The organism is uncultured Campylobacter sp. (assembly GCF_937997465.1).
GTDB lineage: Bacteria > Campylobacterota > Campylobacteria > Campylobacterales > Campylobacteraceae > Campylobacter_A.
This window is the reverse complement of record NZ_CALKTQ010000267.1, coordinates 1-18,920: the sequence shown is the minus strand read 5'-3', so window position 1 is coordinate 18,920 and position 18,920 is coordinate 1. Positions and strand designations below refer to the sequence as shown.

The 18,920-nt window shown below is 43.2% G+C and carries 9 protein-coding genes; 5 read left to right on the top strand and 4 right to left on the bottom strand.

Annotated features, from left to right (window positions below; translation table 11 throughout):
- Positions 1-152 precede the first annotated feature (152 nt).
- The 4 genes from topA to Q0546_RS08875 all read right to left on the bottom strand — a co-directional run bounded on the left by topA (position 153) and on the right by Q0546_RS08875 (position 9,981).
- Positions 153-2,261: a type I DNA topoisomerase gene (gene topA, locus Q0546_RS08890; protein ID WP_298792320.1), complete on the bottom strand. Its 2,109-nt coding sequence runs from the start codon at positions 2,259-2,261 to the stop codon at positions 153-155.
- A 271-nt stretch (positions 2,262-2,532) separates the two neighbouring features.
- The gene (locus Q0546_RS08885) at positions 2,533-4,014 is read right to left on the bottom strand and encodes a flagellin B (RefSeq protein WP_298792318.1); all 1,482 of its coding nucleotides are present in this window, start codon (positions 4,012-4,014) and stop codon (positions 2,533-2,535) included.
- A 340-nt stretch (positions 4,015-4,354) separates the two neighbouring features.
- On the bottom strand, positions 4,355-7,108 hold the full coding sequence (locus tag Q0546_RS08880) for a surface array protein (protein WP_298792316.1): 2,754 nt from the start codon (positions 7,106-7,108) through the stop codon (positions 4,355-4,357).
- Positions 7,109-7,275: 167 nt separating this feature from the next.
- Positions 7,276-9,981, bottom strand: coding sequence for a DUF4214 domain-containing protein (locus tag Q0546_RS08875; RefSeq protein WP_298792313.1), 2,706 nt, complete (start codon positions 9,979-9,981; stop codon positions 7,276-7,278).
- 255 nt (positions 9,982-10,236) lie between these two features.
- Between Q0546_RS08875 and Q0546_RS08870 the strand changes: the two genes are divergently transcribed.
- The 5 genes from Q0546_RS08870 to Q0546_RS08850 all read left to right on the top strand — a co-directional run.
- Entirely contained in the window at positions 10,237-11,349 is a 1,113-nt protein-coding gene (locus Q0546_RS08870; RefSeq protein WP_298792311.1) for a SapC family protein, read from the top strand.
- Entirely contained in the window at positions 11,336-13,069 is a 1,734-nt protein-coding gene (locus Q0546_RS08865) for a type I secretion system permease/ATPase (protein WP_298792309.1), read from the top strand. The genes Q0546_RS08870 and Q0546_RS08865 overlap by 14 nt, the downstream gene beginning before the upstream one ends.
- A 1-nt stretch (position 13,070) precedes the next feature.
- On the top strand, positions 13,071-14,354 hold the full coding sequence (locus tag Q0546_RS08860) for an HlyD family type I secretion periplasmic adaptor subunit (RefSeq protein ID WP_298057380.1): 1,284 nt from the start codon (positions 13,071-13,073) through the stop codon (positions 14,352-14,354).
- Positions 14,344-15,642, top strand: a complete 1,299-nt coding sequence (locus Q0546_RS08855; RefSeq protein WP_298792307.1) for a TolC family protein — start codon at positions 14,344-14,346, stop codon at positions 15,640-15,642. The genes Q0546_RS08860 and Q0546_RS08855 overlap by 11 nt, the downstream gene beginning before the upstream one ends.
- Positions 15,643-15,753: 111 nt before the next feature.
- On the top strand, positions 15,754-18,920 hold a 3,167-nt coding region (locus Q0546_RS08850; protein ID WP_298792305.1), incomplete at its 3' end, for a DUF4214 domain-containing protein.

Below are 18,920 nucleotides of genomic sequence, written 5' to 3'. Positions count from 1 at the left end.
TTCGGCTTCAAATTTGAACGTAAAAAGTGAAGGCGCCGTATTTTTTCTTTAGACGAGGCGGAAATGAGCCGAGCGAGGGCGCATACAAGTAGTATGTAACCGAGCTTCGGCGAAATTTCTAACGAAGTATAAACCAAAAAGACAAGCCGCCGTTATTGCACCGCGATTTGCACCTTTTTCTTGCACTTCGTACACTCGTGAAACGTCCCCTTTTTTAGCTCTTTTTTGATCATATCGCCGCCGCATTCGTCGCATTTTTCGGCGACTGGCTCGTAGTTTGAGACGAAGTCGCATTTGGGGTAGTTTGCGCAACCGTAAAATTTACCTCTGCGGCTGATGCGCTCGACGATATCGCCGCCGCATTTTGGACACGGCACGTCGATCTTTTTGAGCTCTTTTTTCGGTTTTGTCGCCGCTTCGCCTTCCTGCGTGCCTTGCCCTTCCTTTGCGATATTGCGCGAGTATTTGCATTTTGGGAAATTTCCGCACGCGATAAACTCGCCGTAGCGCCCTTTTCGCAGTAGTAGCTCGCCGCCGCACTCAGGGCACTTTTCGCCGATCGGAGTGGCGACTTTTTGGCTTTTTATGCCCGTTTTGCCAGCTGAAATTTTATCTATAAACGGATGATAAAAATCGCTCAAAAGCTTTTGCCAGTCGGCTTTATCTTCGGCGACGTGATCGAGCTTTTCTTCCATATTTGACGTAAATTCGCTATCTACTATATCGCTAAAATGCTCCTCCAAAACGCCCATCATCGTAAAGGCGATCTCGTTTGGCACGAGCTGCTTTTTCTCGACTTTGACGTAATCGCGAGAGGTCAGCAGCGAGATGGTCGGCGCGTAGGTGCTAGGGCGCCCTATGCCTAGGCTTTCTAGCTTTTTAACGAGTCCGGCCTCCGAGTAGCGAGACGGCGGTTCGGTGAAGTGCTGCGAGCTTTTGATGCTTTGCAGGCTCATCTCGTCGCCGATTTTTAGGTCGGGCAAAATTTTATCCTTATCCATATCGCCGTAAACGCGGTAAAATCCGTCAAACAGCACCTTGCGGCCGCTTATTTTAAACTCGCCCTTTGCGCCCGCGACGAATACGTTTTGCGTTTGGCTCACGCTAGCGCTCATCTGGCAGGCTAAAAAGCGGTTGTAGATGAGCGTGTAGAGGCGTAGCGCGTCTTTTTCTAGATATTGCGCGGCGATAGCTGGCGTGAAGCTAAGATTGGTCGGGCGGATCGCCTCGTGGGCTTCTTGCGCGCCTTTGCTTTTGGTTGCGTAAATTTTAGCCTTTGCCGGCAAGTAGCGTTCGCCGTACTCTTTCTCGATCGTCTCTCGCGCGGCTGCGACGGCTTCTTTGGCGAGATTTAGGCTGTCCGTTCTCATGTAGGTTATCGCGCCCATGAAGCCCTGATGCGTCTGCACGCCCTCGTATAAATTTTGCGCGATCATCATCGTTTTTTTCGGGCTAAAGCCTAGGCGGTTGCTCGCGCTTTGTTGTAGCGTCGAGGTCATAAAAGGCGGCGCGGGCTCGGTTTTGCGCTCTTTGGCTTCGATCTCTCGGACGCTAAATTTGTCATTTTTTAGATTTTCTACTATAAATTTGGCTCTATCGCCGTTTGTTATCGTTAGCTTTTCTATCTTTTGCGCTTCAAATTTAACCAGCTCGGCGTCGAGGTCTTTTTTGAAAACTGCGTCGATGCTGTGGTACTCGATCGGTTTAAAGTCGCGTATCTCGCGCTCTCTATCCACGATGATTTTTAGAGCCGCGCTTTGCACGCGTCCCGCACTTAGTCCTTTTTGGATCTTTAAATTTAACAGTGGCGAGAGCTTGTAGCCTACGATTCGGTCTAGCAGGCGGCGTGCTTGCTGCGCGTTTACGCTATCCATATTTATCGTGCGCGGATTTTTTAGCGCAGCCTCTATGGCGCTTTTGGTTATCTCGTGAAACACGATACGAGGCAGGCTTTCGGGCTTTTTGCCGATGGCTGAGGCGATGTGATAGGCGATGGCTTCTCCTTCGCGGTCCTCATCGGTTGCGAGGTAGATTTGGTCGGCGTTTTTGGCTAGCTCTTTGATCTCTTTTACTATTGCGGAGTGGTCGGCGCTTATTTTGTATTCTGGAGTAAATTTTTCGCCCTCTATCTTGATACCAAATGCCGTCTTTGGCAGATCTCTGATGTGGCCTTTTGATGCGATGACGTCGTAGTCGCTTCCGAGGAAATTTTTGATCGTTTTGGCTTTCGCGGGGGACTCCACGATGATTAAGCTTTTCATTAATATAGCCTTTTTAATTTTTTGCGGTAATTGTAGCAAAAATTTTAAATTAATGGCATTAATTTACCGTTTGAATTTAAATTTGACTTGGAAAAATGGGATAAAATTTGAAGCAAAAAGTCGAGCGGGTAAAACTCGACTTTAAAATTCACTTCTAAAGAGCAGGCGTCAAATTTGGCGCCTGTATTAACTATTATTTTTGGAGATGTCTTAATTATTGGTGTTTGGGTTTTTGAAATCTAAGACCGCCGAAGCGGCCTTAAAGTGTTAACTACTGAAGTAGTCTTAAAACGTTTTGCTGAACAGAGTTAGCTTGGCTCATAGCATAACTTCCTGACTGAGCAAGGATGTTAAACTTAGAGAAGTTTGCTGACTCGGCAGCGAAATCAACGTCTCTGATTTGAGATTCAGCTGATTTTACGTTTACTTGAGTAACTGTGATGTTGTTTACAGTTGCAACAAGCTGATTTTGAACAGAACCTAGGTCTGAGCGGATCTGATCAAGAGTTTTCTGAGCAGACTCAGCGATATCCATAACAGCCATTGCGCCGCGTAGAGTCATAACGCCTGCTGATTGGTTAGAGCTTATATCGGCTTTCATTCTTTGGAAGCCCATAGCAGTTGCTAGTTTTTTATCTATCTGTCCGCGAATATCTCTCATAGCTACAGATTGCTGTGCGCCGCCGTCAGATGAGAACGCTACTGAGAGCTTAGTGCCTCCGCCGCCTTTCATTTTGATATCTCTGCCGTCTAGTCTTACTAGGTTTAGTCTACCTATAAAGCCTGATTTATCTTTCGCGCCGATAACTTTATCGATATCTTTGCCAGCAAAGCTCATAGCGCGACCGTCGCGGCTAGTAAGAACCATCTTGCCTTCTGTATTTATAGAAGCTTCAACGCCGGTTTGGTCTTTTACTCTGTTGATAGCGTTTACTAGGGCGCCGTTGGCATCGTTTGCTTGCACATCCAAATCACCGATCTTTACGCCGTTGATAGCAAAGCTTTGGATAGAGGCTTTTTCTACGGCCTTGCTCATGATGCGAGTTACATCGTAAGTAGCTCTGATACCTGTTTTATCAGATACTTTATTGATGTTTTCAGCTAAAGCGCCTATTCCTTTTCCAAGACCTGTTGAAACGGTAGCAGCAGCGACTTTGACATTGTTTACTCCGTCAACATTTAGGAAAGTAAGAGATACTACATCCATTTTGGTTAGTAGCTTAGAGCTCTCAAATCTCGTTAGACCGATCTTATCTGACGTAGTAGCGCCGATAGAAGCTTTAACTGTTTGGTTTGAGTAAGCGCCGATTTGGAACTCTTTGTTAGAGAATGTTCCGTTTAGTAGCTGCTGACCATTGAAAGACGTTGTATTACCGATGTTGTCTAGCTCTTCCATTAGGCGAACGATGTCGGCTTGTAGCGCTTGACGAGAATCTGTTGTTTGACCGTCTTGAGCTGATTGAGTAGCTTTTACTTTGATAGTATCAAGGATTTTTAGCTGCTCGTCCATAGCCTTATCCGCTACTTGGATGATACCGATAGCGTCGTTACCGTTTGCGATAGCTTGACCAAGCGCGCTAGCTTGAGAGCGAAGGCTATCAGCGATAGCAAGACCAGAAGCGTCATCTGCTGCAGTTTGGATTCTCAAACCTGAGCTAAGTTTACCCAAAGAAAGAGAAAGGTTGCGGTTGTTACCGACTGCGTTTGCGTGTGTGTTTAGAGCGTTGATGTTCGTGTTAATACGAAAACTCATTGTAAATCCTTTTAAAGTTTAATTACGACTTCTTGTCGTTCAAAAACTATATCGGACGAAATCAAAAAAACTTTAGGGGTAGAGGTAAAATTTTTTTGATTTTTTCAAATTTGATTGAGAAGGACGAATTTTAGGGCTTTTACGGCCGGTGCAAATTTGATTATTTTAAATTTGATGCGGCGAAATTTAGATTTTTGCCGTCAAATTTACGTGCGGCGGATTAAATTTGAGCGCAAATTTGGTCCGTCGTTAAATTTGATTCGTTCGGCAAAATTTGAAAGAGAGAAATTTGAGAGTTTAAAAAGGATAAACCCCGAAAGGTCGGGGTTTATCGCGGAGATTAGAGGGTTAGCTGTAGGTTTGTACCCGCATCGGCAAGCGTAGCATTGGCTAGGTCTACTATGCCGTTTAGTTTTACTACATAGTCGTTAGCGCTTATGCCAGCGGTAGCGTCTGATCTTACTAGATAGGTGTCTGTCGCATTGCTATCAGGATCGGTGTAGGTAAAGTAAGCTAGTTCGTTGCTTGCAGCCTTTGCGACGTCTAGGGCTCTAGATAGGTTGTTTGCAAAGTCTAGCGATTTTGTTGAATCGTATCTTGCGATATTTTGATCAATGGTTCCTCCTAAATTTGCGCCTATTTTGAGTTTGTCGCCTTTAGAGAAATCTTTAATGGTAGCCGTTTTTGATGCAGGGAATGCTGCGCTGTCGCCTACGGTTCCTAATACAAACGTATCGTCGCCCGCTCCGCCCGTTACAGTTACGCTTGATTTGCTACCGAAGGTTATCGTATCGTCTCCCGCTCCGCCTTTGATTACTGATTTTTCATCAAGGTGACCACTAGCGTCAAATGTAAATTTTCCTTTAAGAGTGCTTGCATCTACGGTTTTTACCTTTTTGAAATTAGTGTCTAGAGTTAGTATTGTTGAGTTTGCATCGCCTTTTACTACTATGTTAGCTAGAGTGCCTTTGTCGGCGCTAGCTTTTAGTTCGATTGTGTTTACGGCTGCGGCTGTTTTTGCGTTGTCTAAATTTGACGCTATGTCTATGTTCTCTATGTCGTCTACTACGAATTTGCCCGTTAGACCTGCAGCGGTGCCTTTTGGATTTAATACAAAATTTACCTTATCGGCAGTGCCCGTGGCAGCGTCTTTGACTCCTACGACAAGATCGTTTGATTGAGTGATCGTGTCTATAGTTATAGTGGAGTCGTTTAGAAGTTTTTGAAGCTTACCTCCAGCGTTTACGCCTTGAACTAGAGTGACGTTATTAAACGCTCCCCATTTAGACATATCTACGTCATCGGCTAGCGCATTTGATATTTGCAATCCTTCAAAATTGGTAAGCGTTACATTATCGCCCGCGCCATTTTTAGCTATACCTGAAGTTACCGATACTAGGTCCGTTCCGGCTCCGCCGTCGATAGTTTGCTTGTTTGTTGTTGCCGTTAGTTCTACTACGTCGTTTCCGCTACCTAGTTTTACGGTCGAGTTAGCTACGTTACTGACGGTTAATTTTTCAAAATTTCCGGTAAATGCGCTTGCGTCGATGTTTGCAAGTTTTGTTTGTGCGCTAAAATTAGCGGTTAAATTTTTAGCGTCGCCGTCGATGACTGCTTTTACTAGCTTATCAGTCGCGCCGCCGTAGGTAAAGAATGCTTTTTTATCGGCTTTTGCGTGTAGGGTTAGATTTGTTGCGTTAGCTGCTGCTAGGGCTGCCGTTAATTCAGCGTCGGTGCTACCTTCTTTAAATTTATAGTTCATACTAAAATCAACGTTTTCTACATCGGTAGAGATATTAAATGTAGCAAAATCAACATCGGTTACGCTTATTTTAGTAGCTTTAGCTACGGCTGTAGCGGCTGTTAGCTTTAGGCTAGATAGAGTTACCTCTGTAGCTTCGGCTAGTGGGCTTGTTATTGTCAGCGTATTGGCTTTATCGTTTAGATTTACGGTTACCTTGGTAGCTTTTGAGGCATCTGCTATAGTTGTGTTGCCTTTGGCTTTTATGACGACTTCTTGGGCTTTGGCTGCCGTTAGGTTTGCGCCTGCGCCTGCGTCGATAGATACCTTGCCTTCTAGTTTAGCTGCATTTACGGTTACTGCACCAGCTGACGATTTTGCTATCACTTCTTTTGTCGCTTCCGTTGCAGTTAAGTTAAGTGCTCCGGTAGTATCTATAGCGACTACTTCTTTAGTATCGGTAGTCGTAGTTACTGCACCGGCTGTTTGAATGCTTAGGTTATCTAGGCCCTTGTCTAAAGGAAATGTGGTTGTAGTAAATGCGACCTCTGATTTGATGTTTAAATTTTCGATATTAGTCACGCCTCTCATGGCGACATCTATATCGTCCATAGTAAAGGTGGTGGCCGCGCCGTTTTTTAGTATAGTTAGATTTAATGTATCTTTACCGCCTCTAGCATCAAGAGTATCCAGAGATGATAGAGTAGATGTCTTATCGCCGTTGCCTACGTAGTAGATACCGTTAAACGTATCGTCGCCTTCGGTGCCTAGGAAATTATCTAGACCGGTAGTGAAAGTCTTGCTTCCGGCTGCGGCTTCTGCGGCTAGTTGATCTATTTTAGCTTTTTGCTCCTCTAGGTTGGTGCTGTTTGTGGTCTCGATAATCTGTTGGAACGGAGCATAGTTAAAGTTGCCCGATCCGTCGCTTTCTATGTCGGTTATCTTTTCAGCCATATATGCCGCGATAGCGGTTTTGTTTGCAAATACCGCCGCTGCCGTAGGGTCTGCCGCGATAGCCTCAGGCGATCTTGCTACTTGGAAAAGAGTAACTAGAGTCTCGCCTCTTGTGTGTCCTAGCTCTAGGTGGCGTACCCAAGCGTTGATGCCGTCTGGATCTTGAGAGTAGTCTTTGCCTAGGATATTTTTATAGATATTTTCTACGTATCCTCTGTTTGTATCTATTCTGCCGTTAAAATATGCTGCGATAGCAGGGCTTTGTAGCATAGCGTCTGCGGTTTGCGCCTGATCTCTAAAAACGCCTGCCGAAACCCATGCGTTTAAACCAGCGCCTTCGGGTGCTCTGTTAAATAATGCCACATAAAGTTGGGCTACTTGTGCTTTTGTTACTGCCATAAAAGGCCTCCTTTGGGTAAATTGGGATTTTGTTTAATTCCGTGGCGATTATAGCATTAAATTCCTGATTGTCGATAAATCGTAGATAAAAATAATGAAAATTTAGGCGGCAGAACCGCACTGTGTCGGCCTACCGCTGTGAAGGGTAAAAATGAATTTAGGCGAAACTATAAGACGATATTGTGATCGCTATCTACTCTCGCGCCGCTTAGATCTACCGTGCCGGCTAGCTTGGTCACGTAGTCGTCCTGTCCTACGCCTTGCACGCCGTCGGACGTAACGATGTAGGTATTTGACTGATAGGTGAAATACGCACTCTTTGACGCGTGCTGAGCGGCCGCCTTTTCGGCTTCGCGTAAGTTGTTGGCGAAGTCTAGCGATGCGTCCGAGTCGTATTTGGCGATAGAATTCGCCTCCGCGGCGGCGCCTCCGGTGTATAGCTTGTCGCCTTTGCTAAAGTCCGTTATGGAGCTTAGCTTGTCCGTGCCAAAAGGCGAATTTGCCTCCGCTCCTAGCTTGCCGACCTTAAAGACGTCGTTGCCCGCTCCGCCCGTTATTTTGAGGCCCGCCACCGAGCCGAAGCTTAGCGTATCATCTCCGCTACCGCCTTTTACGACGCCGCCTCTTTCGACGTGATTCCCCGCGTCAAAGGTAAATTTGCCCGTTAGCGAGCTTGCGTCAACGCCTTTTATTTTTACGATATTCGCGCCTAGTTTTAGTTCGGTATTGCCGTCGCCGCTCACGTAGACGCCCGATAGTGCGCATTTAGTCGCGTCGCTGGCGTTTAGGTTTATTACGTTTTTGGCCGCGGCGGTTTTTGCCGTGTCGGCGTTTGAGGCGATGCGGACGTTTTCTATGCCGTCTATGACGAAATTTCCGGTATTGTCCAGGCCTGCCGTATTTGCTTTAGGATTTATCTTTAAGATTAGCGTATCGTCTGCGCCGCTCGCCGCGTCTTTGATATTTACGGCTATGTCGTTTGCGATCGCGGCGTTTTCGACGACTATCGTAGAGTTGTTCGCTAGATTATCTATCTTTGCTCCCGCTCCCGCTCCGCCGGCTAGCGTTACGGAGCTCAGATTTGCCCACTTAGTCATATCTACGGCTCCGCTTAAGGCATCGGTTATCTTTAAATTTTCAAAATTTAAAAGAGAAAGCTTGTTCGTCGCCGCGGTTGCTACGGCAGAGATTACGACCATGGTGTCTTCGCCCGCGCCGCCGTCGATACTATGGACGTTTGCCGCGCTATCTATCTCTACGAAATCATCCCCGCCGCCTAGTTTTGCGGTGGCGTTTTGGACGTTTTTGAGTTTTAGGTTCGAGAGATTGCCCTCGTAAGCGCTAGAGTCAAAATTCGTAAGATTTGTTTGAGCCGACAAGTCCATAGCAAATTCTCTCATGCCGCCGTCTACCGCGACCTTGGTTAGCGACGCGATGTTGCCTAGATCTAGCTGGCCTTTTTTACCCGCTTTAGCGTGTAAATTTAACGTTTTTACTTTATCGGCCGCACTTGAAGATAGTTTAGCTAGGCCTTCGTCCGCGTAAGACATCGTAAAATCCACGTCCCGTTCGTCGGTTCGGATGGAGTTGGCGCCAAAATCAACGTCCGTCACGCTGATCTTTTTGGCGCCGTATGCGATGAGCACGTTATTTCCGGAGGTATCGTTTATCTTTAAATTTGCAAGCGTTAAATCGGCGGCTTGGGTCGTGAAGTTTTTAAGAGCGTTGGTTTTGTTTTTTAGATCGATATTTACGGTCTTTGCGCTCGTTGCGACTTCGGTTTCGCCGTTGGCTTTCAAATTTAACGTCTGAGCGGCGGTTGCGGCGATATTTGCCTTGCCTTCGCTGTTTACGTTTACGGTTTTAGCGTCCTGCGCGATCAAGGTTACGTCCGATTTTGCCGAGATATCGATATCTTGGGCGTTTTTTGCGTTTAGCGAAACTTTGCCTGTGGTGTTTATGGAGACTTTGTTCGTCGCGTCGGTCTCGGATACGCTCACGTCGCCTATGGTAGAGATGTTTAAATTTTCCAGCCCGAAGTTAAATTTGACTCCGGCGGCGTCAAACCCAGTCTCCGAGATCAAATTTAGATTTTCGACGTTGCTTACGCCTTTAAAGATATTTTGGAGCTCGGTCGTAGTTAAATTTTGCGGAGCGTCGTTTTTAAACACGGTCAAATTTAGCGTGTCTTTGCCGGCGCCGCCGTCGATTTTATCAAGCGGCGACAAAGTAGACTTTTGCGTGCCGTTGCCTGCGTAGTAAACGCCGTTAAATACGTCGTTGCCCGCGGTGCCTGCTATGTTGTCCAGGCCGTCGGTTAGGCTCTTTTCGACGCCTTTGCTGGCTAGCTCGTCTATTTTGGCTTTTTGCGCTTCTAAATTTGACTCGTTCGTCGTCCTGATAATCTCCTGAAACGGCGCATAGTCGAAATTTCCGCTACCGTCTTTGCCGATATCGCCTATTTTTTCCGCCATATAGGCCGCGACTGCGGATTTATTTTCGAAAATTTTAGCAGCCCTAGGATCGGCCGCCTTAGCCTCCGCCGATGCCGCTACCTCGAAAAGCTTCGTTAGTGTCTCGCCTCTGGTATGGCCGGCTTGTAGATGCCTTACCCACGCATCTATGCCTGCCGGATCTTGCGAGTAGTCCTTGCCGAGGATGTTTTTATAGATATTTTCGATATAGCCTTTATCGGTATCTATACTGCCGTTAAAATACGACTGTACGGCCGGCGCTTTGAGCATATCGTCGGCTATTTGCGCTTGGGTTTTAGCGGCTCCGGCGCTTACCCACGCGTTTAATCCGGCTCCCTCCGGCGCTCTGTTAAACAATGCCACATAAAGCTGGGCGACTTGTGCTTGCGTTACTGCCATATTGGCTCCTTAGAAGTGAATTTTAGTACTACGTACTAATAGTAGCAAACGACAAACATCGTATATTACGATATCTAGGCTAAAAAATCATAAAATACAACGAGCATTTACCGCGGAATTATAAGCAGTAACTATTCCATAGAATTTGTAGCTTAAAAAATAAAATTAGTTACTCTGGCACTTTTTAATATTTATTTAAGCATAAAAGGATTACAATCACATTCTTGATGTTTTAGTTACTGGTTAAGGTAAATTTTGGGTAGAGCGGTTAGAGAAATAAAATCAGAAATGGTTTTGATAAAACAAAAGGGCAACTTTTTTGCCGATCAAAGCGAAAAAGACCTTTATGTTGAAATTTTAAGTTCACTAACCCAAAAATACGATATGGAAATTTTAGGCTACATTTTGGAGCCTAATTCCATATCGCTATTTTTGAAATCCTTAAATATACCTAAGATCATGCAAGAGCTAAATAGCGCCTTTATAAGAAATAGGAATAAAGCGCGGGGTTATATCCAAGAAAGCGACATCAAAAGATACGAAATCCGAGACGTTTTTATAAACGAATTTGAAGATGTTTTGGCATTTTTGCAACAAAACGGCGGATATACCTTCAGAAGCATCGACAAAAACTTAAGTTTAGCAAAAAAAATAGAGATTCAAAATTTTAAAAAAAGGACTGAAATGAAAATAGTTGCTTTAAATTCAGAAGTACATAACGGAGTGTCTTATCACCAAGATGCGTTACCAAATTTCCCGTTTGCGGAGATAGTAGCGAGCGAGGCATTTTTCTGCGAGAAAGATTTACCTATAGTTTTCACGAACGACGTAGTGCCTAAACTGCTAGTACTACTAGGTAGAAATGAAAATTTAATAATAGATAAAAACTACAAAGGCTACGTACCTGCGATCTTGCAAAACTATCCTTTTACTCTTGCTAAAGTCGAGGATAAAAATATCCTTTGTATAGACGAGGATGCGCCTCAGCTAAAAGGTAAAGGCGAAAAATTATTCAAGAAAAACGAAGAGCCGAGTGAGTTTTTGCAAAACACCATAAACGCTATGCAAAACTACAATGCCCAGCTAGAGGCTACGCAAAAAGCGTTAGAAGAGATCAAAAAGGCTGGAATTTTGATAAACAAAGAGCTAACCGTCTCTGATAACGATAAAAAAATCACCCTAATCAAAGGCTTTTCTGTCGTGAGCAGGAAAAAGCTAAACGAGCTTGACGACGCTACTTTGGCTGATTTTGTTAGAAAGGGCTATGTTAGCCTAATAGATGCGCACATTAGAAGCTTAACGAATTTGGAAAATTTGGCGGGTAGAATTTTAGAAAACGAAAGTAAAAAAGAAAATGAAAGTAAATGAACTAAAGGAGAGTATTAAAAAATCCAAACATGCTATGATATATGCTGGAATTTTCAGCATGTTCATAAACGTTTTGATGCTAACTTCTCCTCTATATATGTTACAACTTTACGGTAGGGTCGTAACGTCAAGGAGCCTTGATACGTTATTTTTCCTTACGCTGATAGTTATATTCTTATATCTATGTATGATGTTTTTCGAAATTTTACGTTCGAGAATTTTGGTAGTTTTTTCAAACCAGATAGACTTAAGGCTGTCCGAGAGAGTGTATGACGCGATCTTTAAACTCTCAGCCAGACAGCCTGGCAGGGTATCTTCTCAGCCGATGAGAGATCTAAATACCATAAAACAATATCTCAGCACCAACGGCGTATTTGCGTTTCTTGACGCGCCGTGGCTACCTTTTTATATATTGATACTGTTTTTCTTCCACCCGTATTTTGGATATTTTAGTATCGCGGCTGCGATCGTTTTGTTTATTTTGGCTCTTTTAAACGAAGGTGCGACTAAAGACGGACTAAAAAGGTCAAATGACGCTTTTGGCGCCGAAACCCGCTTTGTCGATCTAAATTTGAGAAATTCCGAAGTCATCCAAGCTATGGGCATGAACGGAAATTTAAAGAAAATTTGGCACAAAAAGCATAATGAATTTCTAGAAGCTCACTCCGAGTCTAGCGTAAAAGCCGGAATGTACGCAAATATCAGTAAGGTATTTCGCGTCGTTTCACAGTCGCTGATGCTGGGTCTTGGCGCGTATTTGGTCGTCTTGCAGGAGGTAAATCCGGGCATGATGATCGCGGGCTCTATTATCATGGGTCGCGCGCTAGCTCCGCTTGATATATTGATCTCAAGCTGGAAAAGCTATAAGAACACCAAAGAGAGCTATGCTAGACTTTCGCAGTTTTTGGAGGATTTCCCTGCCGACAACGAAAAGCTTAAGCTCCCGGATCCAAAAGGCGATATTTTTCTAGAAACCATAAGCCTAGTACCGCCTCATGGCAAAGTGCCTACTTTGATGGGCATAAATTTCGAGCTTAAAAGCGGAGATATGTGCGCGATTATCGGTCCGAGCGCCGCTGGTAAAAGCTCGCTAGCTAGAGCAATGCTAGGCGTGTGGCCTGTATTTCACGGCGTAGTGCGCGTGGACGGAGCCGATATCACTCAGTACAATAGCGACCATTTGGGTCAGTTTGTGGGGTATTTGCCGCAAGACGTCGAGCTTTTCGAAGGAAATATTGCGGAAAATATCGCGAGATTCGGCGAACTGGATAGCGAGGCGATCGTGCGGGCTGCAAAGCTAGCTAACGTTCATGATATGATATTAAATTTGCCGGACGGATATGAAACTAAAATAGGCATAGGCGGAGCCAGCCTAAGCGGCGGTCAACGTCAAAGAGTCGCTCTTGCCAGAGCGCTTTATAAGGAGCCTAAAATAATCGTACTGGACGAACCTAACGCTAGTCTAGACGAAGAGGGCGAAAGAGCGCTATTTGCCGCACTTGCGTCCATGAAGGGCAAGGCGACTATAGTACTAATAACGCACAAACTAAATATCTTAAATTTGGTTGATAAAATCGCCGTTTTAAATGCGGGAAGATTGATGTACTTTGGCGCCAGAGATGCGGTATTGGCTGAGCTCGGCAAAGCAAATGCGCAGCAACCGCAGGTCGCAGAACAACAAAAAAGGCGTAGTATAAGCCTAGAAGATGCGGAGGGCTAAGATGATACTTAAAAGTGAAAAAGGCACCGTAAATTTTGGGTTGTTCGTTATATTTTTGCTAGTCGGAGTTTTTGGAATTTGGCTCGGTATGGCGCCCCTTAATAGCGCCGCCGTTGCTACTGGTAAAATAGGCGTAGTTAGTAACAAAAAAATCATCCAACACCTTGAGGGTGGCGTCGTAGATAAAATTTTCGTTAAAGACGGAGATATGGTCAAAGAGGGCGATCCGCTAGTCGAGATCAAAAACGTCGCTTTGCAAAGCGAGATGAGCGTAGTTAGAGCAGAATTTTTAAGAACCAGCGTCATAGTTTCTAGATTGGAAGCCCAAAAAGACGATGCGACGGAAGTCAAATTTAGTGACGAAATAAAGCAAATCGAAGGCTATAAAGAGGCTATAGACGGGCAGTTGAGTATATTTAATGCGCAAAAAAAGCTTTTGGATGAAGAAAAATCCATCCTAAAGCAACGCATAAAACAGCTTGAAAATCAAATCAAAGGCGCAAATGCGATAGTAAGCGCCAAACAAGACCGTATAAAATCTTTGAACGAAGAGATTAAAGAGTGGGAGAGGCTATTTAAGGAACAGTTGGCAGACAAAGTCAGGCTACGCGACCTAAATAGAGAAAAAACGGCGGTCGAGGGCGAAATAGCTGCGGGTAAGGCCGAGATAGCAAGACTAAACGTCCAGGTTACCGAGACGCAAGCTCAGATTATATTAAGAGACAGAACCTTTAAAGAGGATGTATTAAAAAAGCTTGAAGACGCTAAAACTCGTCTTGTGGATCTGCAACAGCGTTATAATGCTTTAAAAGATCAATCCGAGCGTACTATCGTAAAATCTCCGGTCGAGGGTAGCGTCGTAGAGCTAGCCTTCCATACTATCGGAGGCGTAATAAGGCCCGGCGAGAGAATAATGAGTATAGTGCCGAACGAGACCGACTATGTCGTAGAGGCTAGACTAAACGTAGTAGATATAGATACGGTGCATGTGGGACAGCTTGCCGATATTAGATTTAGCGCATTTCAGCACAGGCCGAGCTTCGTCATGGAAGGTAAAGTAACGTACGTATCGGCCGATAGTATTCAGGATAATGCAGGTCACTCGTTTTACGATATTAAAGCCGAGCTTACCGAAGAGGGCATGAAAGAGTTTAAAAGAAACGACTTTTTTATAGTTCCCGGAATGCCGGTCGAAGTAATGATCAAAACCGGTGACAGAACGATGCTTGAGTATGTCTTAAAACCGTTTATAGATATGTTTAAAAGGGCGTTCAATGAAGACTAAAATTTTACTTTCGGCATTGTTGGCTTCAAATTTAGCTTTTGCTCAAAGCGTTAGCCTCTCACAGGCATACGAAATGGCGCTTGAAAACAATAATGAGCTTAAAATGACCATGTATAATAGTATAGCCTCTCAAGAGAGGCTATCGCAAGCTACGGCAATGTTTTTGCCGACCATTAATGCCGAAGCCGCATATGTCGGCGAAAAATACGACAGAATGGACAGGCGAAGAGTATCAAAAATAAACGAAAGCTATAAAAAGGTAGGCGTTAGTCTTAGCCAGAGCGTATTTAGGCCGGCTATCTGGTACCAAAGAAATCAAGAGGAAATCAGGGTTCGTGGCAATGAGCTAATGTACGAAAATACTAAGCAGGAACTGGCAAAAAGGGTCGTAGAGGCGTATTTTAACTACACCTTCGCATCCGAGACGCTAGCTCTTGCTCAAAGCTACGAAGAAGCCAACCGAGCCAAATATAACCAAATGCAGAAGTCTTTGGAATTCGGGCTGGTAAATAAAATGGATATGCTTGAATCTAAGGTTAGATTAGACGAGGCGTTGCTGGGCGTAAACAAAGCTAAGCTAAATATCGAAGTAGCAAAGCTAGAGCTAGTAAAGTTAGTCGGGCAAGAGATCGAGGTGAAGGATAGCTTTTCAAACATCGATACCGAATTTTTCAAAAAAGTAAATTTGTCGAATTTTAGCGATGTAGCTAGAAATTTTAAATTTCAAGACAGCGTTTTGGCCGTCGAAATCTCAGAACAAGAATACAAAAAGAGAAAAAGCGAGCATCTCCCTACGCTTGATTTTAGTATTAGCTATGCAAATTTGTATTACATAGACAATAACTATTCGGGCGACAGAAGAAGAAAGCTAGATACTATGTTGCGATTTACTCTGCCTTTATATACGGGCGGTGCGACCAGCTCAAGAGTAGAGGAGGGTAAACTACTAAGACTAGCTAGTGTCGAACAACAAAAAGATATTCAAAAAGAGATAGAGATCAGCCAAAAAAGAGCGATAAATAACTATCTTAATTATATCGACGAATGCGAGTTAATGAAGCGCTCTTTGGAAAATGCGGAGCTTTACGTAAAATCAATAGAAAGAGGCTACGAAGAGGGCTTGAAAGATGCGGTAAATTTGTTTGACGCTCGCGCTAGAGTTTTTAAAACCAGAAACGAAGCGCTAACGGCATCTTATAATTTGGTCCTCGCATATTTGGAAATCCAGTGGCTTAATTCTAATATATCGGTTGATATGATGCGGGACTTGCAAAGAGCGTTTAAGTAAAATTTATTTTTTAAATTTTTACGTTTTAAGTGATTTTTTATGCTATAATTAGCAACAGTATTCTGTAAAGATACCCAAAAACTCAAGAAACACACTAAAAAGGAGTCCTTAATGGCAGTAACACAAGCACAAGTTGCACAGCTTTACGTAGCGTTATTTAATCGTGCCCCTGAAGGCGCGGGCTTTAACGCATGGGTAAGCGCAGGAGCAACTAAAACTCAAGCGCAGATAGCTAATGATATGCTAAAATCGGATGCGGCTATAGCGTATTACGGCGGTAGCATAGATCAAGATAGAGACTTTGTGGAGATGGTCTACAAGAACATCTTGGGCAAAGATTATTCTCAAGACCCTGACGGCATTAATGCCTGGGTAAAACACCTTCAACTCGGAAACTCAAGAGGCGATATGCTCGTCAAACTTTTTGACGTAGCTACTTCTGCAATAGCCAAAGCAGCGGATCCTGTAGCGGCAAAAGTATTTGAGAATAAGACCGAAATTTCTAAATATATGGCGGAGAAAATTTCAAATATCAGTCAAAATGGTACAGGCGATTACAACTATACGCCATTCCAAGAGATAATTAGAACTACAAATTCTACAAATTTGGCTGAGCAAAAAGTCAAGGTAGACGAGATGGCAAATGCTGATTTTCATACGCTTACTACTTCAGCGGATACTGTTAACGGTACGGCTAAAACTGATGTCATAAAAGCTGTCGCAAGCTCTGTATTTTCCGAAAATACTCTTAATCCTGAGGACAAAATTGACGGTGGCACAGGAAACGACACTCTAAGCGTTACTATGAATACAAATTTTAATGGATTTACTACAGGCGAGCTAAAAAATGTAGAAAATTTAAACCTAATAAATAACGGTGGAGCGCTTAAAGAGTTTAATGCTAACGGCGTTACCGGTCTTAAGAGCGCCAAACTTGATGGAAATAATGCTGTTAGGGTTATCAATTTGGCCAATATTATTGACTTTAGCGTAGCTGACCTCAGAAATGACTATATAACGCTAACATATCAGTCTAGCACCATATCTGGTAATAGCGATGTTCAAAATTTAACACTCGATAATGTAGGTGCAAGCACCCCTATCGGTATGCTTTCAAACTCTATTCCTACTACATTTAGTGGTATAGAGACTTTAAATATCAAAACTCAAGGTCGAGCAAGTTATATTAAAGATGTGAATACTGAAAATGTTAAGGTTTCCGGTGATGCTAGTTTAGATGTTGCCGTTGCTGCAAATACTAAGAACTTTGATGCTTCTGAATTGAAGGCCAAGTTGTTTGCTAATTTGGTTGCGTCAAAATCAGTTCTAGAGAATATAAAAGGCGGTAGCGCTGACGATACTATTAAAGCAGACATTGATGCAAGCACTATCGGTGTTTTACGCGTTGATGGCGGAAAGGGCTATGATACTTTAGAATTTGATAACTTAACAGGTGGTCTTGATACTGCAAGAAAGCTTGTTACGACTTCTGTTGAGCATTTGATATTTAAAAATGCTACAGTTACCAATCCTGGCCATCCTGCCGTTGTTGATTTGGAAAAGTCGCCGGATGTAGTTAGATTGACTATAGGCCTAAAGGACACTCAAGTTTCTGATACAAAAGTAAATATTATAAATTCTAAGGTGGATACTTTAGACTATATAACAAACACTAAAGGCGGTAATCTTATTACAATAGACTCTACTGCTCTAAAAACTATCAACTATGTTAATGACAACCAATACGATACGCAGTTAGGAAGCATTAATGCTGCAGAAGCCACAAGTCTTAATGTTAATTTAAAAGGCATTATGTCAGGAAACGCAAAAGTTACTGCCAATAAAGCCACGTCTATAAATCTCAATATAGACTCTTTGGATGTTGTTTCTAAAGGTCTTAGCTTTGAGGCGGAAAAAGCTACTACCATGAAAATTGTGAGCGTTCAAAAAGACAGCGTATTTAAAGCTAACGATAATAACATGAAAGCGTTGCAAAATCTTGATATTACTACGGCCGGTAGATTTGATTTCACAGGAGACTCCGAAAAACTTGAGTCGCTTTCTACTATTAATCTAAAAGGAACGTCCGAAAAATCATCAGCTACCGTAGTTGCTGGCACTGCTTTATCTATCCAGGATATAAACTTGACAGCAGATCATTTGCAGGCTACCATGGAGAAACAAGGATACCAATCTCTAAACGCTACTTTAAATACGCAAGGTACAATTAATGCGTTTTTAAACAACAACACTCAAGGTGAAGTAAAGTTTGATATCGAGCATGCGGGATCTGTAAACATTGTTAACAATAGCGTTAATATTCAAAAATTTATATTAGTCGGCGGTGTAAATATTGAAACTCTCGTAAAAGATAGTTTTGTTATCAAAGGCGGCACTGCGCATCAAACGGTGCTTGGCAATATCTATGCAGATAAAATGAATGTAGATTTTGGCCAAACTCTTGGACTAACTGATTTGCAGGGGATTTTAGCTGCAAACGATATTACCCTTAAAATTTCACAAATAACAGGAGCAAATGGCAATATACAAGTTGCAATGGCTGGGGCTAGAAATTTTAAAGCGGATATAGAAGGTTCCGTAAAAGGCGATAAACTTGACATCTCCTACAGCAACCACGCTACTCTTAATACTGTTGAAAACATTAAAGTTTCGGGCGATTTGGGTGCAGGCTATGATATTTATAGTTTAAATACTGCAAATACTACCAATACGGTAAGGACTATCGACTTAAGCGGACTTAAAAATGTTGAAAAAGGTACTATAACCTTAGATAACTCTAATACAAATTTATTATCACTAAAGGCCACTGGCGGGGACGATAAGGTTACACTTATTGACAATATGCTTACCAACAACGTTGCAAACAATGTTGATATTGACCTTGGCGCAGGCGACGACGAGATTATCACAAAAACTCTAGTTGCTAATAAAACCGTTACTATAAACGGCGGTGCGGGAAATGATTTGTTTGATGTTAGGGCCTCCAAGACCGATGTGGATGCTAGCAAATATATTGTCGTAGGTGATGCTTCTGGCGGCGATAAGATCAAATTTAATGCCCTAGATCAATCTTCTGGCTTTGAGAGAGTGGAGGATAGCGTAGTAAAAGATGCTACAACGCTTAAAGAAGCGATTAATCTTGCAATAGCAAGTAACCAATCCGCTTCTCCAATTTTGAATAAAGTATTCTATTTTACATATGCTGGTGATACGTATGTCGTTCATAATGCAACATCAACTGCTGTAGGCACGCCAGA